Source organism: Yoonia tamlensis (assembly GCF_900115105.1).
Lineage (GTDB): Bacteria > Pseudomonadota > Alphaproteobacteria > Rhodobacterales > Rhodobacteraceae > Yoonia > Yoonia tamlensis.
On the sequence record NZ_FOYP01000001.1, the window covers coordinates 1,314,408 to 1,333,994 of the forward strand.

Sequence of the window (19,587 nt, forward strand, 5' to 3'; positions counted from 1 at the left end):
TCTGACCGAGCCTTGCGCGATGCGCAAGCACCCGTCAAAGCCCGTCTACAACCATTTGGCGGATTTTGATCGCCTTTTCAAAATGATCCAGCTTGTGGGTTTCGATCCACCATGTTGCGGCCAGCATCAATGTTGCCGGATCATCATTGCGATTGGCAAAGAACGCATAAAACGAAAGACCCACGTTTTCGCCTTTTTGCGCGATTTTCCGGTCGCAGACCGTCACGATCTTTTTGCGCAAATCCGCGTTCATTCCGGCACGCCAAATGTCAGATTGGCCCAAAGCGTTTCCCACACCGCACCTGTCTGCGCGTTCAACGCAGCATCCGGTTCGCGCAGCACAACCGCATCCACCATATAGCTATGCCCCGCAGTGACGGGGAATGTCGCGATGCCGCTTGCATCGGTCCGGTAAAATGTAACTGTGACCTCGCCTGTGCCGTATTTTTCAAACACCTCGACCTGCACGTTGGCGCGCGGATCGTCGCGGTAGAACAATTGCACCGAAAACCCGTCTGACAGATCATCGGTATAGGGGTTGGTAAGTGCGACAATTTCGGTTTCTAGCCCTGTACGGCGGTCAGCCCCGATACTATTGCCGACACCGATCAAGGTTTTTGAATAGCGCGAGTAGACCTCATCAAATCCGGCTTCTGGCAAACCGCGGGCCTGATGGCGGGGCAACACATCGCCCAGGTCTTTGTGGTCCACAAAGCTTTGGAACTTTTCCCATGTTTCATAGCTGACAGTCGCGTTGCGCGCCTGATAGGCAACGATATTTAACCCTTCGGCTACGGGTGCGCGGTTCAACGCGGGCCGGTCGCCAGCACGGCCCGCGACGTTTTCGGTCAGATCACCGGCAAATGCCGCAAAGATTTCAAACCGGCCAGGGAAATACACCTGTTTGGCCCCGTCAAAATCCTGCCCATTGACAATATCGGCTTGCAGGGTACCGTCCGGCGCAATCTGATAGGCCGACGGTTCAAGCCAGAATTCATGGGCCGCTGCGGGCAACGCCAATAACGAAAAGAGAAGTGAGAAAATGCGCATCAAAGTATCCTTATCCAACATCGCAAGGGTTGCGTTTCAGACACTGATGTCAAGCATGATCACGCTGATTGTGATGACAGCCCCCTTGCGCGCGCATGAGGTCATGCCAAGCGTTCTGAACCTGAGCGCCAGCAATGGTGAAATGACAATCGTTATCGACATCAACGCCGAGGCGATGCTTGCAAGTATAAACCTAAGCGAAATCGCGGATACCGATGCGGCCGAAAATGCCCAAGATTACGATGCTTTGCGCGCGCTTTCCGGTCAGGAAATTGCTGACAGGTTCGGTGCCTATTGGCCCACATTCGCAGAAAATTTCACGGTCCTTGCAGACGGTGTTCCGGTTGCGATGGAGCAAAGCGGTGTGATCGTCTTGCCGACCGAGAACATCAACGTTGTGCGCCAATCGCAGATCCGTATGACCGGCACATATCCCGTTGACGCGGACAGTTTCCAGATCGGTTGGGCGCCAAGCTATGGCACGTTGATCGTGCGCCAGAATGACGTTGCCCAAGCACCCTATACAGGGACGCTGACAAACGGCGAATTATCCGCGCCGTTTCTGGTCAATGGCGGATCAGCACAATCGGGCGCGCAGGTTTTTGCCAGCTATATCCCGATCGGGTTTGATCACATCGTGCCCAAGGGGCTGGATCATATCCTGTTTGTGCTGGGGCTGTTTTTCCTTGCTGCGCGGATGAAGCCGCTTTTGGTGCAGGTATCACTATTTACGGTTGCGCATACGATCACGCTGGCACTGGCAGCGCTGGGGTACACGGCGTTTATCGATGATTTCTTTTTGGGCACATTCGGCATTGAATTTATCGCCGTGGTCGAGCCGCTGATCGCCTTATCCATCACCTATGTCGCTGTCGAAAACATCTATATGAAGGGTCTAAGCCCTTGGCGCCCCTATGTGATCTTTGGTTTTGGCCTGCTGCACGGTCTTGGCTTTGCCTCGGTGCTTGCGGAATTTGGTCTGCCTGAAAATGCATTCATTCCGGCGCTGATCGGTTTCAATATCGGGGTCGAGGTCGGACAGTTGGCGGTGATTGCGGTCATGTTCCTTTGTGTCTGGCAGGCGCTGCGCATTGATCGCGGCAAGAACGAGGTCACCCAAGGCTTCGCGCTTTATGTGGTGCTGTTTATCGCGGCGATTGCGCTCATGGCGCTGAACCCCGCGCCGCTGCAAACATTGACCGAAGGGCCTGTCTGGGTCTTTGCCGGACCGCTTGCTGCGGTATTTGCGCTATGCGCGGTATCAATCCGGCTACGCGACCGTGTGGATGCCTACCGCCATCTTGTTGCGGTTCCTGCATCTGTGGCGATTGCGACCGTCGGGGCCTATTGGTTTGTGGAACGGGTATTTTTATAGGTTTTCGCGCCAAATGGGTTGCGCCGGGGGCAAACCCCGGCTAAAGGGCAGCTACTTAATCCCGCAGGCGGGGGCGGGTCCAATGGGGAGAAATCCCAAAGGATCCACCGGTTGGGCATTTGCCTAATCCCCCGCTGAGGTAGAAACCGGAAAAGGAAAAAAGACATGGCTCTTCCCGAGTTCTCCATGCGCCAACTGCTTGAAGCAGGCGTACACTTTGGTCACCAGACCGCCCGCTGGAACCCTAAAATGGGTCAGTACATCTACGGTTCGCGCAACGGCATCCACATCATGGACCTGACACAGACTGTTCCAATGCTGGATCAGGCGCTGCAAGTCATCCGTGACACCGTCGCCAAAGGCGGCCGCGTTCTGTTCGTTGGCACCAAGCGCCAAGCGGCAAAACCAATCATGGAAGCCGCTGAAAAATCAGCGCAATTCTACATGAACCACCGTTGGTTGGGTGGCACGCTCACCAACTGGCAAACCGTTTCTAAATCCATCAACCGCCTGAAAGCGATTGACGAAGCATCAGCAACCGGTTTCGCGGGCCTGACCAAGAAAGAACGTCTTGGCATGGAACGCGAGCAAGGCAAACTCGAAGCATCTTTGGGCGGCATCCGCGAAATGGGCGGCGTGCCTGACCTGATTTTCGTCATCGACGTTAACAAAGAAGATCTGGCCATCGCAGAAGCTAAAAAACTGGGCATTCCGGTTGTGGCTATTGTTGATACCAACTGTTCACCTGACGGCGTTGACTATGTGATTCCAGGCAACGACGACGCGGCACGCGCCATCGCGCTTTACACCGATCTGGCTGCACGTGCAGCGCTTGACGGTATGTCCGCACAGCTGGGTGCAGCTGGCGTTGACATGGGCGCAATGGAAGAATTCGCAGAAGAAATCGTTGCAGAAGAAGCAGCGGCTGAATAAGCGTCACAAAACAGCGGGGTAGGGCGCAAAACCCTGCCCCCGAATTATTTTGAATTCCGCTAAGGAGAAGTAACATGGCAATCACCGCTGCAATGGTGAAAGAACTGCGCGACAGCACGGGCGCAGGCATGATGGACGCGAAAAAAGCGCTGACAGAAACAGATGGCGACATGGAAGCCGCGGTTGACTGGCTGCGCACCAAAGGTCTCGCAAAAGCTGCGAAAAAATCGGGCCGCACCGCGGCTGAGGGTCTTGTCGCTGTGGCTGTCAAAGACGGCAAAGGCGTCGCTGTTGAAGTGAACTCTGAAACCGACTTTGTTGCGAAAAACGCTGACTTCCAGAAAATGGTTGCAGGGATCGCACAAGCCGCGCTTGGCGTTTCCGACATTGACGCGCTTAAAGCGGCCGCAATGGGCGCAAAAACCGTCGAGCAAACAGTAACCGATGCTGTTGCCGTGATCGGTGAAAACATGTCCGTGCGCCGTATGGCCGCGCTCGAAGGTCAGCAAGTTGTGAACTACGTGCACAATGCTGCGGCACCTGGCATGGGTAACATCGGTGTTCTGGTTGCGCTGACTGGCGATAACGAAGCATTCGGCCGTCAGGTTGCAATGCACATCGCTGCAGCGAACCCTGCGTCTCTGTCCGAAGCTGATCTTGATCCGGCAGTTGTCGAAAAAGAAAAGCAGGTCCAGATGGACATCGCCCGCGAATCCGGCAAACCCGAAGCCGTGATCGAAAAGATGATTGTTGGCCGTATGAAAAAATATATGGCCGAAGTCACATTGCTGAACCAGCAATTTGTGGTGAACCCTGATGTGACAGTTGCGCAAGCTGCCAAAGAAGCTGGCGTTGAAATCACAGGTTATTCCCGCGTTGAAGTTGGCGAAGGCATCGAGAAAGTCGAAGAAGACTTTGCTGCCGAAGTTGCAAAACTCAAAGGCTAAGGTTTCGCGCGCAGGCGCAAGCAACAAAAGGCCCCGTTGGATATTCCAGCGGGGCCTTTTTGTTTGCCCATAAACGGGACGCGGCACCATGCTCGGGAAAAGACATGGTGCCGCTATGATGAAGTGCGCCCTAATTTCGGGACGAGAACGCACAATATCAAATGTGTTGATATCAGCGGGCAAACCCGTAACACCAACGTCCGGTAGACCGGCACGAATTGGCTGGCCTTGAAATCGCAAGGGGTCCAATTCGCCGTTCCCAGGCCCAAGGCCACCACTCACGGAACTTCTTTAGTTTGGCAAATGCGGCGACAGCATGAAAGTCAGGTAAACCTGACCTCGCGCAGGTTTATGACATGTCACGTGGCGCCAAATATTCTAAAATTTCAACACAGACAGATGCCGCGCAATATGGCGGATCGCCTAGCCAATCAGACCTCTGCGTCGATGACAAACATCTGGTTGTAAAACGCAGCCTTCAGCACCGCTTGGGCCGTTGTTTCCACATCCAGCGCCTCGCGGGCAAGGCGCAGGTGTTTTTCAACCGTGGCAGGGGTAAGCCCAAGCAAGATAGCAATATCCTGCGTCGTTTTCCCGTCACCGACCCATTGCAAAACCTCGCGCTGGCGCTTGGTCAGGTGGCGGTCACCGGTATAGGGCAGGGTCAGCAATTTAAGGTGCATCACATTGTTCATCACAATGATTTCTTCGCCGTGCTTTGCCCAAACCTGTTCCACAGCGTCTTGTGTCATGCCGGGGCGGGCTGTCAGGGCGATGGCGCCTTTTGTCCGTTCAGAAATCGACCGGAAGCTGATCGTATAGCCCGCGGTGACATTCATACTGCGGTTGAATTCCATCACCCGCTTTTCACTGGCGGTCAGGTTGTCGATCCGCTTCATATCCATCATCCAGCGCCAGCTACAGGCACCGTTATTCGCCAATGCCCATTTGAGCATAGGCGCGTGGTAATAATAGGCTTCGTCAAAGAACACTTGCATATATTCGGGTGTCTGGTTTGACAAAAGCACCCAATCTTGCGGATCACCAAGCGAGCTGGAGGTGCGATAGCGCGTATAGCCATACATCACCCGATCAAAGCCATAAGCGTTCATCTGTTCGGTATGCAGGTTCCACAAGGTTTCAACGCTGCGCGCGCTGGTCAACAGCGAGAGTTGTTCAACAAGCGTTCTCATGCGGGATTGCCCAGATACTCGGCCAGCGCCTGCATCGCCAGCGGATAGCCTGCCGCGCCAAACCCGCAGATCTGGCCGATACAAACCTTTGAAATATAGGAAGTCTGGCGAAATGCCTCGCGGGCATGGATATTCGACAGGTGCAATTCGATCACCGGCAGCATAATGCTTGAAATCGCATCCATCAGCGCGATCGACGTATGGGTATAGGCCCCCGCATTCAGGATCACCCCCGCATGGGTGCCGCGCGCACCGTGCAGCAGGTCAATCATCTCGCCCTCGTGATTGGTTTGCATAAACACGATATCAAGTCCAAGCGCCTTTGCCTTGGCTGCGCAGATAAGTTCAATATCGCGCAGCGTTGTCGGCCCGTAAACTTCGGGCTGGCGGGTCCCGAGCAGGTTGAGGTTGGGGCCATTCAGGATGAGGATAGATTGTGTCATGGCCATCCTTTAACATCTTTAACTTGTTGGTCAAAAGAGAAAATTGATGCAGGTCTTATTGCTGCACAACTGTGTCCGGTCGCACCATCGTGATGCGCGGATTTTTGGCAAGCCGTGCAAGATCTTGATGGTAAAGATTGGTCAGATGCTGGCGTTCCCAGTCGGACCAGGGATCAAAACCGGGGTTTTGCGCATCTCGCGGGAACTCCTCTTGAATGCTACGAATTTGGCCAGCAGCTTGTGCAATGCCAACAGATAGGATCAGTTTCTGGATTTCATCCATCGCGCGTGCAGATGCAGATGGCCGGCGTCGGTCATCCTTTGGGGTTTTGAATTTGGTTATGTCGATGTTCGGGCCCGCAAGATTCCTGATAATTTGATTGGTCATGCTGGGGTCATCACGAAAATCTTCAAATTTCCACATGTAAATTCTGGCATTAGGAAAGCACTTTTGGACCTGTTTGATCACACCGTTCCATCCCAAAAGGTTATTCATAACCCGATCAACCATTACATTTGCAGAGACAACAAATGGGCTCATTGCGCGCAAAGACCTGATATATTCGACATAGGCAGCGGCGAAAAAATCGGGATAGTTTCTTACCGCAAGATGGACCTCACGCACGGTAAATGGAATTTCTTTTGCTGTGACGCTCATGAATTCGTCGCGGAAACGATATAGCGTGCCGCGTTTTGCGCAATGTCCGCAATGCCCCGCCAGGTTTTCATCGCTAAGGATAAGCCTTTCGCAATTGCGTTCCCTGAGAGGTTCAAAAAACGCCGTGGTCAGACGGCGAAGCTCTGCATCATCGATGATGTCATTGCGCTGAATACCAAGATGCAGATAGCCGTTTTCTTGGCAGGGAACAGTGAATTGTTTTCGCATATCGCGGTGATGCACATAGTGCACCCCGCGCTTGTCCATAAAGTTCTTATTCCGTCTCAATATGCGCTGCAAATAGGTCGACGCGGTTTTGTGAAACCCGCCATGTAGCACCGTATAGGGGTCAGTCACGATGCCGCTCGCTTCAGTCTGCGATATTGCATCCGCGCACGTTTGCCCATTTGGTCGCGGCCTTTTTGTGTGAAATACTTTTGCAAAGACCCGACATACCAAGGCAGGGCGCGCCGGCCGCGATACAATTTGTAGAATTCCTGCTCGGTTATCTCGCCGAAAAGACCGGCATGCATTAGCGGCTTGAGCGCGTCGATCTTGCGCAGGAATACAGCTGATTTATGGCTTGAAAACCAGCATTTATAGGGCGTTACATTCGCATCGGTCAGGCGCAGGAAATGTTGGTGGTCGGGCGCGTGATAGGGATCATAGAACACACTGACAGGCCCGCAATTGCCCAAGATTCCTTGCGCATCACTTAGTGGCAACGTCCAGTCCTGCCGCTGGCCGATCCAGTAACGGTCTTCCCACGGCACCAATTCGGGATTCAGTGTGGATTGCGGATTGAATGCCATGACATGCGCGCCGGGCACCAAGGACGCGAACACAAGTGCTGCAAACGCGCCCATGGACGCACCAGCAAAAACAACCCTCTCATAATCCGCAAAAAAGCCGCTATCCGACAGCTGTTGCATGCGGTCGATCAATTGCGGATCGCGGTACCAAAGTTTCCCGTGCGCCAGCACGCCAAGATGCGAAACATGTTGATCACGCGCAAATTTGAACGCCCAAGGCACCCGTTCGGGGCTTTGATCACCAACATTGGAAAGATTGTCGAAAGTCACAAGAAGAACGGGCTGCAAGCGTTTGACAAACATCAATGAATGTCGACTGTTCTTTTCTATGAACCCGGTACCGTCGCCACCTGGTGCCAGCTCTGGAAACCAGAGCGGCAAGGCACCCGCCGTCAGGTCATCATCGCCACCCACGTCATCATTTTCATCTTTATTCGTATCGTCTTGCGTGTCGTCTTGCATATTGTCTTGCATTGCGGCCCTATGATCCATTTTCATCAAGCTAAGCGGTTCTTGGGTCCAAGAAAACCGAATTTTGTTAGCCGGGGCTATGATTTGCTAAAGTTTCCCTGCATATACTGAACGCAACGCGAATTAAGAGAAGTCATTTTCATGAAAATTGCCGTTGCAGGTCTTGGATATGTCGGGCTTTCGAATGCGGTGCTTTTGGCGCAGCATCACGAGGTTGTTGCCGTTGACGTTGATGCGACCCGCGTGGGGCTGGTCAATGCAGGCAAATCCGCAATCGAAGACGATGATATTGCACAATATCTGGCGCGCGGTGATCTGAACCTGACAGCAACGACCGATGCGCAGGTTGCCTTTGAAAATGCCGATTTTGTCATTATCGCAACGCCGACAAACTATGACCCGCGCAGCAATCACTTTGACACATCATCAGTCGAAGCCGTTGCCGCGCAGGCACATGCCATCGCGCCGCATGCTGTGATTGTGATTAAATCGACTGTGCCGGTGAAATTTACAACCGGTTTGCGCGCCGATATCGGCTATGACAACATCATTTTCTCGCCTGAATTCTTGCGCGAGGGTAGGGCGCTTTATGACAATTTGCACCCGTCAAGAATTGTAGTTGGCGCACATACAGATGATGCGCGGCGCTTTGCGGCGCTGCTGGTCGAAGGGGCGATCAAGAAAGACATGCCCGTCCTTTTCACCGATACAACAGAAGCAGAAGCGATCAAGTTGTTTTCAAACACGTTTTTGGCGATGCGCGTTGCCTATTTCAACGAACTTGACAGTTATGCGATTGCGCATGGGCTGAACACACGCGAAGTGATTGAAGGTGTCAGCTTTGATCCGCGCGTTGGCAGCCATTACAACAACCCGTCCTTTGGCTATGGCGGCTATTGTTTGCCCAAAGATACCAAGCAGTTACTGGCCAATTATGACAGTGTGCCACAAGACTTGATCAGCGCAATTGTGCAATCCAACCGCACCCGCAAGGATTTTATTGCCGATCAGATTATCGCAAGAAATCCCAAGACTGTCGGGGTTTACAGGCTGGTGATGAAAGCCGGCTCAAGCAATTTCCGTGACAGTTCGGTTCAGGGCATTATGAAACGGATCAAGGCCAAGGGTATTCAATGCATTGTCTATGAACCCGTGCTTGAATCCGATCAGTTTTTTAACAGTAAAGTCGTGTCGGATCTTGCTGAATTTAAAGAACAATCCGATTTGATCCTTGCCAACCGGCTGACCGATGAATTGGCCGATGTCACGGCAAAAATCTATACACGTGATTTGTTCGAGGTCGATTGATGTCCGTTCAGACTGTACTTGTTACCGGTGCTGCCGGATTTATCGGCTTTCATTTGTCGCAGCTTTTACTGGCCGAAGGGCACCGCGTTGTCGGGCTGGATAGCCACAATAATTATTATGATCCGGCGTTGAAATCCGCCCGCGAGGCGCAGCTGATCGCCCATGACAATTACACCGCAGTAAAGGGCAGGGTCGAAGAACCCGGTCTTCTCATGGGACTTTTTGCGGACCACCACTTTGATGCGGTTGTGCACTTGGCCGCCCAAGCCGGAGTCCGCTATTCGATCGAAAACCCGCGCGCCTATACAGAGGCCAATCTTCTGGGCACGTTCGAGCTGTTAGAGGCGGCGCGCGCGCATCCGCCCAAACATCTATTGCTGGCGTCAACCAGTTCGGCCTATGGCGCAAACACCAAGATGCCATACCGCGAAACCGATCAGGCCGATCATCAAATGTCCTATTATGCAGCCACAAAAAAGGCTTCTGAATCAATGGCGCACAGCTATGCGCATCTTTATGATCTGCCTGTTACAATGTTCCGGTTCTTTACGGTCTACGGGCCGTGGGGCCGACCTGATATGGCGCCATATCTGTTCACCAGCGCGATCTTGGCGGGCAAACCGATCAAGGTCTTTAATCACGGCGAAATGCGCCGCGACTTTACCTTTGTCACGGATCTGGTGCGCGGGATCCGGCTGCTGATTGACGCGGTGCCAATGCGGTCCGCAGACGGGATCGTGCCAGAAGGCGACAGCCTGTCGCCAGTTGCGCCGTGGCGCGTTGTGAATGTCGGCAATGGCGACAGCGTGCCGCTGATGGATTTCATCAGCGCGATTGAACGCGCGTCGAACCACAAAGCGCAAAAGCAAATGCTGCCCATGCAGCCAGGTGACGTGCCTGCGACATGGGCCGACAATAGCCTGCTGAAATCGCTGACAGGCTATGCGCCACAAACCAGCGTGGCAGACGGTATTACACAATACGTCGATTGGCACCGTATGTATTATGGGGTCTAACAGGCTGATAAATATATGGTTTCGCATTTCTATATATTACATAATACCAATTATGCGCCAAATGGATTGTCGAATTTAGACGTCAGACAGCGGCTGCCGCGCGCATAGAAAATTGCGCGATTTTCGCCATAAACGCCGCCCTTTTTACACACGCGCTACGCGCAAAACTGAGCTGCATGATTCTGGGTGCTGAAATGAAAACCTTTATGAAAATTACACCTTTAGGATGTGTAATTGGTATTTGATTTGCCCTTTCGACTTAAAAGAGAATCAATATTTTCTGTTGCTTTGTGCGCTTTAACACATTGAAACCAAATATATATTGCAATTATTTGACTCAGGGATTGCCAGATTGACGGAACCTATGCTCTGCTTAACGTAAGGGCAATTAATTGTTTACCGGATATTTTCTTTTCGCCCTTAGGTAAGCATTACGTTCGCGCACCGCATGTAAATGACACAAATATAAGGGGGCCAAATGGTCTCTTCTGGACGGCTAAACATACCCTGCTCGCAGGCCCAAAAAAGATGGATAATCATCCGTGATTGATGCGGCGCTTTCTTTGACCGTGTCCAAGCTGAATGGGCATCTTTCGGGGCGTTTTGGTGCGCCCGAGGATATTGCCGTTCTGGCACCTTTGACGGATCCTGACGGCAAAGTATCCGAATTGGCGCGCAATCGGTTGGCGATTTTTGTCACGAATATTTCTGAAGATAGCGTGCCGCGCCGCGGACAAGGGCGCGGCGCCCCGCTGGCAGGTTTCACCGCGGGCGAAGAGCCGCTGCATCTGGATGTCTATGCGATGCTGGCTGCATCATATGACGCAAATATCTATGGCGAAGGGCTCAAAATGCTGTCGGCGGCTTTGATGTTTTTCCAAAGCTATCCGTTAATGACCCCGCAAAACACGCCCAATATGCCCAAAGGAATGCAGCAATTATCGTTTGAAATAAGCAATCTGCGGGTCGAAGAAATGGGCCAGATGTGGGGTAATCTTGGCGGGCGCTATGTGCCTTCGGTAATGTTCAAAATCCGCACAATCACGCTGACATCGGGCGCGATTACGTCGCTCAAACCAGCGGTGCGCAAACCACGGCGCAGCCTGTTCCCTCTGCGGGAGGCACAATCATGAGCTTTCACATCGCGCTATCTTTGCGGGTCACGCATGAATATTGGGGCGATGAAACCCCGCCGTTGCGGATACTTCCTTCCGATATGCGCGCATTCACGCGGGCGGGTCTTTTGGCCAAACCAGCCCCCGCCCGGTTGGATGTTGTCGCCGAAACCGCTTTGCTTACCGAACCAACACAGATTGCCTGCGATGTCTACACAACCAGCCCCGACACATATGCGCTAACCCAAGGGCTGCGCGCTGATACGCTGCCGATTTATGATTTGGGGTCGGCGACCGAAATGCACCTCGCCGATGCTGTGCCGCTTGAAAATGTACCGCGCCTGCCTGGTGATCCGCTTTTGCGGCTGCTCATCACGCTTGATGAAACCGGCACCCGCAATCTGCGCCTGCATCTGCAAACGGTCAGCGCGCTTTGGGCCTATCATTTTACCGGAGACGCAGCACCCGAGGGGCTGCAAATCACGGATCCGACGGGCGCCGCATCTTTTGACGATCTTGGCACAGCGCCGATCGCTGAAGGCCATAGTGCGCGCATCTTGCGTTCCGACGCGCCGATCAAACTGCGCTACCGCTCTGACGCGCGATTTACCCTTGAGGCGCGCCAAGACCCGCCCTTTGACCCTATTACCCTGATCCCGGTGCTTCCTGCGGCCGGTGTCAATCTGCGCCCAACAGATGACCCTGCGGCCGCAGCCCCACTTCAATCCGACATTTTTGTCAGCTTATGGTAAAGGAGAATTCCCAATGGTCATGAAGACCCCCGGCGTCTACATCGTCGAGAAAAGCGCCTTCCCCAATTCGGTCGTCCAAGTCGCAACGGCCGTGCCTGCGTTCATTGGCTATACCGAACGGGCGGCAAACGGCAACGTATCGCTGTTTGATACGCCGTTCCGGATCACGTCGTTTTCGGAATATATGAACTATTTCGGCGGCCCGCCAAAACCGCAATATGAACTGGTTCCCTACAAGGCATTCGAAGGCGCATCGCCGCTATCAGCAGATGGTGCTGCCAAGAAAGACGCCCTGCCCCGCGCGGTGTTTTCGGTTGGCGATGCCAAATTTGAATTTGTGCAAAAGAACCCCGCATTTGCATTATTTGGTGCGATGCGGCTGTTTTTCCAGAACGGCGGCGGTGCTTGCTATGTGACTTCTATCGGCGGTTACGAGGTCAAGAATGACGCCGGCCAGATCGAAGACAATGTGATCGACGCCGACCGCATGCTGGCCGCGATTAACGGGCTGAAAAAAGAACCGGAACCAACTATGCTGGTAATCCCCGAGGCGACCCGCCTTGCCCGCCAGAACGCTGTCAAAGTCCAGCAGGCGATGCTGAAACATTGCGGCAACGACATGAAAAACCGCTTTGCAATCTTGGATATTTTTGCAGGCCACCTTGACCAAAAAGACCCGCTTGGCAATCCGGTTGCGACCTTCCGCAATGATGTGGGGATCAACAATCTTGATTTTGGCGCGGCCTATTACCCGTGGCTCGATACATCCATTTTCCAGTCGCGCGATTTTACCTATGAAAATATTGTCGGGTCCAGCCATCCCAAAATGATGTCGCTGATGCGTCAGGCGATGAAAGCAGGCAAGGAACTCGCGACCGAGATCAACCGCATCTCTGCTCCGACCGTTACAGGTGATTTCACGATCTCGGTGCCCAAGGGCGGCACCGTCAAGGTCACGCCACATGATCTGACCGCCGAAGATGACGAAAGCGACAAAACCGGCCTGAAATACAAGATCGCCAAAACCGATCTGATGGGCGGCACATTTGTAAATGCCGATGGCGCTGAGGTGTGGGAATTCACCCAAGACATGCTTGGCGATGATGAAACCGCCAGCGTGATCAGTTTTGTGCATGATGGCACGTCGCCGAAAGGCAAGATCGAACTGGTCGTCAGCGACGAGGCCGATATGGCCACCGATACATTGACCATGCAGATGGAAATGATTGGTGCGATCCTTCTGCCCGCCGCGATCAAGGAACAAACGGCAACCGCGACAATTGATGTTGCTTCGGATCATCCTGACGCCGATGCAGGGTCTATTGTATTGGCCGATGCCACCAGCCCGGATGGCAAGGTCAAAGCCGTTGAAGGTGTCGGCAAATGGTCTGTCGCGGATGCGGGCACAGTGACATTCGCCCCCGACCCTGCCTTTGCGGGCCCCGAAGCCAAGGCAACCTATACGATCTTCAAAGACGACGTAATGGTCGCCAAGCAAGAGCTGCGCGTCTTGGTCGATGGCACCAGCCCAATTGTGGCGCAAGGCCCCTCGCCCGCAATGATCGACAAGACATTGCGGTCGCTCGTCCCGCTATACGGCACAATGATGGACACTATCGCCAAACGTGAAAACAGCATGGCGCCGGGTGCAGGCATGGCCGGGCTTTACACAATGGTCGATAACAGCCGCGGCGTGTGGAAAGCGCCGGCAAACGTGTCCATGAACGCGGTTGTGGCGCCCAAGGTGAACATCAACCACGAAGAACAGGAAAACCTAAACGTCTCGACCACCGGTAAATCGATCAACGCGATCCGGCCCTTTGTTGGCGAAGGCACGCTGGTCTGGGGTGCGCGGACATTGGACGGCAACAGCCTCGATTGGCGCTATATCAACGTGCGCCGCACGATGATCATGATCGAGGAATCGCTGCGACTGGCGTCCAAGGCCTATGTCTTTGAGCCAAACACCGCCAACACATGGATCACGATGAAATCCATGACCGAAAACTTCCTGACATCCGTTTGGAAGCAAGGCGGGCTTGCGGGCGCTGTGCCGTCGGACGCGTTCAGCGTGCATGTGGGCTTGGGCGATACAATGACCCCTGTCGATATTCTGGAAGGGATTTTGCGGATCACTGTTCTGGTCGCCGTCGTGCGCCCTGCGGAATTCATCGAAATCACCTTCCAGCAGCAAATGCAGAAATCTTAAGAGTTTCAGAAAGGATCTAACCCATGGCAGATGATGGCTCCGCCCAAACACAGGCGATCTGGCCGCTTCCAAAGTTCCATTTTCAGGTAAAATGGGACGATACGGAACTGGCTTTCCAAGAGGTCTCGGGCCTCGATATCGAAACGCAGCCGCTGGAATACCGCGCGGGCAACAACCCTGTGTTTTCCACGATCAAGATGCCCGGAATGCTCAAAACAGGCAATATCACCATGAAAAAGGGCGTCTTTGTCAAAGACAACGCCATTTGGGATTGGTTCGCGGAAATCAAGATGAACACGATCACCCGCAAGGCGTTGACGATTTCATTGCTGGACGAGGCTGGCGCGCCAACGATGGTGTGGAAAGTGCAAAACGCCTTTCCGGTCAAGGTCAGCGGCACCGATCTGAAGGCCGAAGGCAACGAGGTCGCCGTCGAAAGCATCGAGATCGCCCATGAAGGGTTCGTGATCGAGAACGCCTAAGATGGACGATTTCAGCGCACCAACCGCGTTCCATTTCGACGTGGCTTTTCAAGGCAGTGATCCGGATATTTCGGACACTGCATTTCAGGAAGTCACGGGGCTCGAGACGGAACTGGTCACAGAGCCGCTGCATGAAGGCGGCGAAAACAGGTTTGTACATAACCTGCCAAAACAGGTGAAACACAAGAACCTGACGCTCAAACGCGCGCTGACAGGTGATGACAGCGGCCTTGTGACATGGTGCCAGAACACGCTTGAACGGGGGTTTGGCGTGGCGATCAAACCGCATGACCTGTTGATTTCGCTGCTTAATGATGCGGCGGAACCGGTGGCAAGCTGGGCGGTGACAAATGCGTTTCCTGTTAAATGGAGCACGGGAAATTTCGACGCGATGAAAAACGAACTGGCGATTGAAACCATAGAGTTGAGCTACCTCACGCTGGAAAGGAAAAGCTGATGGCGATCGAGATTGGCAAACTGGTCGTGCGCGGGACATTTGGTGATGTGGCCCGCAATGATGCGACCATCAGCGAAGATGAATTGCGCGCGCTTACGCAGCGCTTGCGCAAAGAATTTCGCGAAATTATTTCCAAGGAAATCGCCGCGAGTGAACAACGCATCAAAGAAGGTATGTTGTCATGACCAAGCTTACGATCACCCGATGCGACACATCCGTTTCGCAGATCACGCCAAAATCGGGCGCGGCCAATATATTTACCACAACGATCAACCCCTCTGCATTCAACCGCAAATACGGAACAAAATTTTCCGGCACGGGCGGCGGGTCGGATGACGCAATTGGCAAGGCGGCGCCGGTCCCGAAATTCTCGGGCTCTGATCCCGAAGAAGTGTCGTTTACACTCACGTTGGATGGCACCGGCGTTGTCCCCGCGGCCGCCGATACCACAGTGGCGGCCCAGATCGACAAGCTGCGCAATATTGCCTATACCTATTCCGGCGATGACCATGAGCCCGACGCGGTCCAGATCGACTGGGGCACCGAGCTGAAGGGGTTTCAGGGGCGCCTGACGAGCCTTGATATCGACTACACCCTGTTTGACCCTGACGGCGCACCGCTGCGCGCGACGATGAAACTGAAATTCATCGAAGCGCTGACAGACGCGCAAGTTGCGCTCGAGGCCAATAACCAATCCCCCGATTTGACCCATCTGGTGCGTGTGGTCGAAGGCGACACCCTGCCCCTTTTGTGCGAACGCATCTATAAAGATGTCGGAAAATACCTTGAAATCGCGCGGTTTAACGATCTTGACGGTTTCGCGCGCCTGAAGCCGGACACGCTGCTGCGTTTTCCGCCGATGAGGTAATACCATGGCCACGTCACCCATTGCAGATGTCAGCGGCCCGCTTGGGGTTATTGTCAAGATCGCGGGCAATCCGATTGCCGAGGATATCGCGATCAACGGCGCGACTGTCACGCTGGATTTGAACCGCGTGCCCCAGGCGATCCTGCGGTTGGCGGACGGCTCTGTTGCGACCAATGAATTTCCGCTGATTGACGGCGAAGATTTCAAGCCCGGTGCAACCGTTGAAATCGCCGCATTTTTTGGCGCGGGGAGTGAACAAACCCTGTTCAAAGGCATCATCACGGCAACCCGTCTGCGGATCAGCGGCGGCGGCGCAGGTGAATTGGAACTGACCTGCCGTGACAAGGCAATCGCCCTGATGGAGATCCGCAAAACCACCAGCTATGCGCAGATGAAAGACAGTGACGCGATGCAAAAAATCATCGCTGACGCGGGGATGACTGCGGATGTCACGGCCACCAATGCGGACCCTGCGGATCTGGTGCAATATGATTGCACAGATTGGGATTTTCTACGCCTACTGGCAGATCGCAACGGGCAGGTCATCGTTGTGGATGACGGCAAGATCACCACTGCCGCCCCCGATCCCGCCGCCGCAGCAACAATGGGCCTTTCGCTGGGCGTTGATATTCTGGATTTCGATTGCAAAATTGACGCAAGCACCCTGATCAAGGACAGCGCCGTGACAGGTTGGGATCCGGCATCGCAGGCTGTGACCACCGAAACTTCTGATAGCACTGACGCCGGATCATGGGGCAATACGACCTATGCCGACCTGAGTAAAATTACTGGCGATCGCACCCATACGGCCACCACCCCCTATGCCAGCGGGCAGGTAGCACTTGCGGACATTGCCAAAGCCCGCGCGCTACGCGCGCCGCTTGGTGCCATTTCCGGTCGCTGCAAATACCCCGGATCCAGCCTTGCAGTACCTGGTAAGGCAATTGAACTCAAAGGCGTCGGCGACAGATTGGGCGGCACGGCCTTTGTCAGCGGCATCACTCATGAAATTTCGGCAGGGACGTGGGAAACCACAGCGCGGCTGGGGCTGCCTGCGGGCTGGCGCTCTGACAGTTTTGGTCTGTCTACGCCGGGTGCAAGCGGGCTGGGCGCGCCGGTGCAAGGCCTACATGTTGGTACAGTGCTTGCGATTGTTGACAGTGGCGGTGCCAATCCGATGGCGGACGCAACCATGATGCAGATCAGCTTGCCCCTGTTCGGCGACACCCCCGCTGAACTATGGGCGCGCTACGCGCAACCCTATGCCACCAGCGGCGCCGGCATCCAGTTTCTGCCCGAGATTGGCGATGAGGTGGTTTTAGGATTTTTGTCTGCCGATCCGGGTGCGCCAGTGGTGTTGGGGTCGCTTCACAGTGGCAAGAATGCCCGCACCAATGACGCCACTGAAGAAAACGAACGCAAGACCATCACGAGCAAATCCGGCATCCACATCAGCTTTGACGACGACAAGAAAATTCTGACCGCCGAAACCCCTGCAGGCCAATCCATCGTGATTGATGATGACGCAAGCACCATCACGCTTAGCGATGTAACCGGCAATACAATCACCATGTCCGACAGTGGCATGGCAATGGCAGCACAAGGCACATTTGATCTGACCGCCACCGATACGATCACCATCGCCAGCGATATGGATGTAGAAATCACCGGCATGAATATCAGCGCTACGGCAGACGTGGACCTGACCGCTGAAGGCTCTGCCAGTGCAAAGTTTAGCGCCTCTGGCCAATGTACGATCGAAGGGTCGATCGTCATGATTAACTAGAAAGGATCGCAGATGCCACCTGCCGCACGTCTGACAGATATGCACAGCTGCCCCGCGGCCAACGGTCCGGTTCCGCATGTCGGTGGCCCAATCGTGGGCCCGGGCGAGGCCACTGTTTTAATCGGGAAACTTCCCGCGGCCGTGCAGGGCGACAATTGCGTCTGCGTCGGACCACCGGCAACAATATCCAAAGGCTCGGCCACCGTTATGATCGGTGGATCACCGGCCGCGCGCATGGGCGACACAACCGCGCATGGCGGATCAATTGTTGCGGGCTGCGCGACCGTGATGATCGGGGGCTGATGATGGGGCATGATGATCCGGGGTTCTTGGGGCGCGGCTGGGCATTTCCGCCGCAGTTCGACCTTTTTACCGGAGAAGCGCGGCTCGTCACCGCTGAGGAAGATATCCATCAAAGCCTGCGCATCCTGTTTGAGACCCGCCCAGGTGAACGGGTCATGCACCCGACCTATGGCTGCCGGATTTACGACTATATCTTTGACCCGCTAAATGCAGCGACCCTACGCAAGATGGAGGCTGCAATCGCCCGCGCGATCCTGTTTTTTGAACCGCGCATTGACGTGGACCAGACCAAAGTTTCGGTGGCCGACGCCGCCGAGGGCAAGCTGCTGATTGATCTTGTCTACCGTATTCGCCAGACCAATTCGCGCGCGAATGTCGTGTTTCCGTTTTACATCCGCGAAGGCACATTGGTCACCGCCCCACCTGTGGTGGAAGGCTAACAGATGCACCTGCGCGCGATCATATCTGGCATTGCTTGCATCACGGCCTTGCAGGGTTGCGATGCGGTCACAACGGTGGTGGACGCGGCACGGGACACGACCGTTGCCGAAGTCATCGGTCTTGGCCCCGATCTGCCCTGCGATGTCGACCGGTTTGAGGCGCGACGCATGGCAGGCTCCTATCTGCGCACCGCCAATGGCACAGCGGGTGGGACGATCCTTGCGGTTTCGGGGCGGGTTCGCGGCGGCGATGCGCCATTGCCGCGTAATCTGGCCGTCGATGACCGCAAGATCCGCGGGCTTAGCGCTGATGAGCAAGGCGATTTGAGCGGGCGCAAACAGTCGCACGCGACACCGATTGCCGCACTTAACAGCCGCGACAGCCTGCCGCTCGCCTATCAGCTAGGCTACCGCGCGGACGGGGTAGATTACGGCGGCCCGCTGGTTGTGGGCATACCGCCTTTGCAGGATAATATTCCGGCTTCGGGTCAGGCGCTTCACGCGGGTGCTGTGGCGCTGACCTATACCTTTGTGGATGATGATGGCAGCGCGCAAACCACACAGGCGATTGGTGATTTTGCCATGCGTCTTGGTTTTGGTAGCGGGCGGGCCATTTTTTCCATCGACAATCTACAAATTGAAAGCGGCCCCACCCTGCCCTTTGCGCGATTGCGATGGACCCGTTTGGGGCTTTGCGGTGCGCGTGTTGTCAGTTCTGGTCAGGGGGTGGTCAGCATGTATGACCACGCTGGCGGGCGCATCCCGACATTTGGGCCAAATGCAGACCCGAGCGCGGGTGTATTGGTGTTTCAAGCCACCCAATTTGCTGCCAGCGAAACCACGCTTGGCCCAACGGAATTGGGCGGCGTGTTTGCGATCCAAGGCGATGCATCAAGCCTGACCGCCGTATTCTTGTCGCGTGGCGGCGGCAGTGCCCCGATCCCGTAACCTCAAACCATGCATAAGAAA

Annotated in this window: 22 protein-coding genes; 16 read left to right on the top strand and 6 right to left on the bottom strand. The window is 54.6% G+C overall.

Annotated elements, in window-relative coordinates:
- Positions 1-34: 34 nt before the first annotated feature.
- Positions 35-253 carry a DUF6500 family protein gene (locus tag BM320_RS06815; RefSeq protein WP_090198049.1) on the bottom strand — a complete coding sequence of 73 codons (219 nt, stop codon included), beginning with the start codon at positions 251-253 and terminating at the stop codon, positions 35-37.
- Positions 250-1,050 carry a DUF4198 domain-containing protein gene (locus tag BM320_RS06820; RefSeq protein WP_090198052.1) on the bottom strand — a complete coding sequence of 267 codons (801 nt, stop codon included), beginning with the start codon at positions 1,048-1,050 and terminating at the stop codon, positions 250-252. The genes BM320_RS06815 and BM320_RS06820 overlap by 4 nt, the downstream gene beginning before the upstream one ends.
- Positions 1,051-1,105: 55 nt before the next feature.
- On the opposite strand from BM320_RS06820, the gene BM320_RS06825 reads away from it, so the two are divergent.
- From BM320_RS06825 to tsf, 3 genes are all read left to right on the top strand, one after another.
- Positions 1,106-2,425, top strand: coding sequence for a HupE/UreJ family protein (locus BM320_RS06825; protein WP_242650969.1), 1,320 nt, complete (start codon positions 1,106-1,108; stop codon positions 2,423-2,425).
- A 165-nt stretch (positions 2,426-2,590) separates the two neighbouring features.
- Positions 2,591-3,358: a 30S ribosomal protein S2 gene (gene rpsB, locus BM320_RS06830; protein WP_090198057.1), complete on the top strand. Its 768-nt coding sequence runs from the start codon at positions 2,591-2,593 to the stop codon at positions 3,356-3,358.
- 74 nt (positions 3,359-3,432) lie between these two features.
- Complete coding sequence (gene tsf, locus BM320_RS06835) at positions 3,433-4,305, top strand: translation elongation factor Ts (RefSeq protein ID WP_090198060.1); 873 nt, start codon at positions 3,433-3,435, stop codon at positions 4,303-4,305.
- Positions 4,306-4,736: 431 nt separating this feature from the next.
- On the opposite strand, the gene BM320_RS06840 is transcribed toward tsf, so the two are convergent.
- Genes BM320_RS06840 through BM320_RS06855 form a run of 4 tightly spaced genes read right to left on the bottom strand, consistent with a single transcriptional unit; the run spans position 4,737 to position 7,885 of the window.
- A complete protein-coding gene (locus BM320_RS06840) occupies positions 4,737-5,498 on the bottom strand; it encodes an autoinducer binding domain-containing protein (protein ID WP_090198063.1) in 762 nt (253 codons plus the stop codon).
- A complete protein-coding gene (gene aroQ / locus BM320_RS06845; RefSeq protein WP_090200439.1) occupies positions 5,495-5,941 on the bottom strand; it encodes a type II 3-dehydroquinate dehydratase in 447 nt (148 codons plus the stop codon). The genes BM320_RS06840 and aroQ overlap by 4 nt, the downstream gene beginning before the upstream one ends.
- Before the next feature lie 55 nt (positions 5,942-5,996).
- Positions 5,997-6,956 carry a hypothetical protein gene (locus BM320_RS06850; RefSeq protein WP_131802305.1) on the bottom strand — a complete coding sequence of 320 codons (960 nt, stop codon included), beginning with the start codon at positions 6,954-6,956 and terminating at the stop codon, positions 5,997-5,999.
- The gene (locus BM320_RS06855; RefSeq protein WP_090198069.1) at positions 6,953-7,885 is read right to left on the bottom strand and encodes an alpha/beta hydrolase family protein; all 933 of its coding nucleotides are present in this window, start codon (positions 7,883-7,885) and stop codon (positions 6,953-6,955) included. Before BM320_RS06855 ends, BM320_RS06850 begins: the two co-directional genes overlap by 4 nt.
- A gap of 138 nt (positions 7,886-8,023) precedes the next feature.
- Here BM320_RS06855 and BM320_RS06860 point away from each other — a divergent pair, with 138 nt between their 5' ends.
- From BM320_RS06860 to BM320_RS06920, 13 genes are all read left to right on the top strand, one after another.
- Complete coding sequence (locus BM320_RS06860; RefSeq protein WP_090198072.1) at positions 8,024-9,190, top strand: nucleotide sugar dehydrogenase; 1,167 nt, start codon at positions 8,024-8,026, stop codon at positions 9,188-9,190.
- Entirely contained in the window at positions 9,190-10,206 is a 1,017-nt protein-coding gene (locus BM320_RS06865; RefSeq protein WP_090198075.1) for an SDR family NAD(P)-dependent oxidoreductase, read from the top strand. The genes BM320_RS06860 and BM320_RS06865 overlap by 1 nt, the downstream gene beginning before the upstream one ends.
- A gap of 542 nt (positions 10,207-10,748) precedes the next feature.
- Complete coding sequence (locus BM320_RS06870) at positions 10,749-11,339, top strand: contractile injection system cap protein (RefSeq protein ID WP_242650970.1); 591 nt, start codon at positions 10,749-10,751, stop codon at positions 11,337-11,339.
- A complete protein-coding gene (locus BM320_RS06875; RefSeq protein ID WP_090198078.1) occupies positions 11,336-12,073 on the top strand; it encodes a hypothetical protein in 738 nt (245 codons plus the stop codon). Before BM320_RS06870 ends, BM320_RS06875 begins: the two co-directional genes overlap by 4 nt.
- Before the next feature lie 13 nt (positions 12,074-12,086).
- On the top strand, positions 12,087-14,282 hold the full coding sequence (locus BM320_RS06880; protein WP_090198081.1) for a phage tail sheath C-terminal domain-containing protein: 2,196 nt from the start codon (positions 12,087-12,089) through the stop codon (positions 14,280-14,282).
- A 23-nt stretch (positions 14,283-14,305) separates the two neighbouring features.
- The gene (locus BM320_RS06885; protein WP_090198084.1) at positions 14,306-14,764 is read left to right on the top strand and encodes a phage tail protein; all 459 of its coding nucleotides are present in this window, start codon (positions 14,306-14,308) and stop codon (positions 14,762-14,764) included.
- A 1-nt stretch (position 14,765) separates the two neighbouring features.
- Positions 14,766-15,221 carry a phage tail protein gene (locus tag BM320_RS06890; protein WP_090198086.1) on the top strand — a complete coding sequence of 152 codons (456 nt, stop codon included), beginning with the start codon at positions 14,766-14,768 and terminating at the stop codon, positions 15,219-15,221.
- Positions 15,221-15,406: a hypothetical protein gene (locus BM320_RS06895; protein ID WP_090198088.1), complete on the top strand. Its 186-nt coding sequence runs from the start codon at positions 15,221-15,223 to the stop codon at positions 15,404-15,406. Before BM320_RS06890 ends, BM320_RS06895 begins: the two co-directional genes overlap by 1 nt.
- Positions 15,403-16,089 (top strand): CIS tube protein, encoded by a 687-nt coding sequence (locus tag BM320_RS06900; protein ID WP_090198091.1) that lies wholly within the window; start codon positions 15,403-15,405, stop codon positions 16,087-16,089. Before BM320_RS06895 ends, BM320_RS06900 begins: the two co-directional genes overlap by 4 nt.
- Before the next feature lie 4 nt (positions 16,090-16,093).
- Positions 16,094-17,875 carry a type VI secretion system tip protein VgrG gene (vgrG, locus tag BM320_RS06905; RefSeq protein ID WP_090198094.1) on the top strand — a complete coding sequence of 594 codons (1,782 nt, stop codon included), beginning with the start codon at positions 16,094-16,096 and terminating at the stop codon, positions 17,873-17,875.
- Positions 17,876-17,887: 12 nt separating this feature from the next.
- Positions 17,888-18,178 carry a PAAR domain-containing contractile injection system baseplate protein gene (locus BM320_RS06910; RefSeq protein WP_090198097.1) on the top strand — a complete coding sequence of 97 codons (291 nt, stop codon included), beginning with the start codon at positions 17,888-17,890 and terminating at the stop codon, positions 18,176-18,178.
- Entirely contained in the window at positions 18,178-18,618 is a 441-nt protein-coding gene (locus BM320_RS06915; RefSeq protein ID WP_242650971.1) for a gp25 family contractile injection system sheath assembly initiator, read from the top strand. The genes BM320_RS06910 and BM320_RS06915 overlap by 1 nt, the downstream gene beginning before the upstream one ends.
- Before the next feature lie 3 nt (positions 18,619-18,621).
- Complete coding sequence (locus tag BM320_RS06920; protein ID WP_090198100.1) at positions 18,622-19,566, top strand: hypothetical protein; 945 nt, start codon at positions 18,622-18,624, stop codon at positions 19,564-19,566.
- Positions 19,567-19,587 lie beyond the last annotated feature (21 nt).

Coding starts and splice junctions, on each gene's coding strand:
- BM320_RS06815 (WP_090198049.1), bottom strand. CDS start 253: ATGAACGCGGATTTGCGCAAAAAGATCGTGACGGTCTGCGACCGGAAA.
- BM320_RS06820 (WP_090198052.1), bottom strand. CDS start 1,050: ATGCGCATTTTCTCACTTCTCTTTTCGTTATTGGCGTTGCCCGCAGCG.
- BM320_RS06825 (WP_242650969.1), top strand. CDS start 1,106: ATGATCACGCTGATTGTGATGACAGCCCCCTTGCGCGCGCATGAGGTC.
- rpsB (WP_090198057.1), top strand. CDS start 2,591: ATGGCTCTTCCCGAGTTCTCCATGCGCCAACTGCTTGAAGCAGGCGTA.
- tsf (WP_090198060.1), top strand. CDS start 3,433: ATGGCAATCACCGCTGCAATGGTGAAAGAACTGCGCGACAGCACGGGC.
- BM320_RS06840 (WP_090198063.1), bottom strand. CDS start 5,498: ATGAGAACGCTTGTTGAACAACTCTCGCTGTTGACCAGCGCGCGCAGC.
- aroQ (WP_090200439.1), bottom strand. CDS start 5,941: ATGACACAATCTATCCTCATCCTGAATGGCCCCAACCTCAACCTGCTC.
- BM320_RS06855 (WP_090198069.1), bottom strand. CDS start 7,885: ATGCAAGACAATATGCAAGACGACACGCAAGACGATACGAATAAAGAT.
- BM320_RS06860 (WP_090198072.1), top strand. CDS start 8,024: ATGAAAATTGCCGTTGCAGGTCTTGGATATGTCGGGCTTTCGAATGCG.
- BM320_RS06865 (WP_090198075.1), top strand. CDS start 9,190: ATGTCCGTTCAGACTGTACTTGTTACCGGTGCTGCCGGATTTATCGGC.
- BM320_RS06875 (WP_090198078.1), top strand. CDS start 11,336: ATGAGCTTTCACATCGCGCTATCTTTGCGGGTCACGCATGAATATTGG.
- BM320_RS06880 (WP_090198081.1), top strand. CDS start 12,087: ATGGTCATGAAGACCCCCGGCGTCTACATCGTCGAGAAAAGCGCCTTC.
- BM320_RS06885 (WP_090198084.1), top strand. CDS start 14,306: ATGGCAGATGATGGCTCCGCCCAAACACAGGCGATCTGGCCGCTTCCA.
- BM320_RS06890 (WP_090198086.1), top strand. CDS start 14,766: ATGGACGATTTCAGCGCACCAACCGCGTTCCATTTCGACGTGGCTTTT.
- BM320_RS06895 (WP_090198088.1), top strand. CDS start 15,221: ATGGCGATCGAGATTGGCAAACTGGTCGTGCGCGGGACATTTGGTGAT.
- BM320_RS06900 (WP_090198091.1), top strand. CDS start 15,403: ATGACCAAGCTTACGATCACCCGATGCGACACATCCGTTTCGCAGATC.
- vgrG (WP_090198094.1), top strand. CDS start 16,094: ATGGCCACGTCACCCATTGCAGATGTCAGCGGCCCGCTTGGGGTTATT.
- BM320_RS06910 (WP_090198097.1), top strand. CDS start 17,888: ATGCCACCTGCCGCACGTCTGACAGATATGCACAGCTGCCCCGCGGCC.
- BM320_RS06915 (WP_242650971.1), top strand. CDS start 18,178: ATGATGGGGCATGATGATCCGGGGTTCTTGGGGCGCGGCTGGGCATTT.
- BM320_RS06920 (WP_090198100.1), top strand. CDS start 18,622: ATGCACCTGCGCGCGATCATATCTGGCATTGCTTGCATCACGGCCTTG.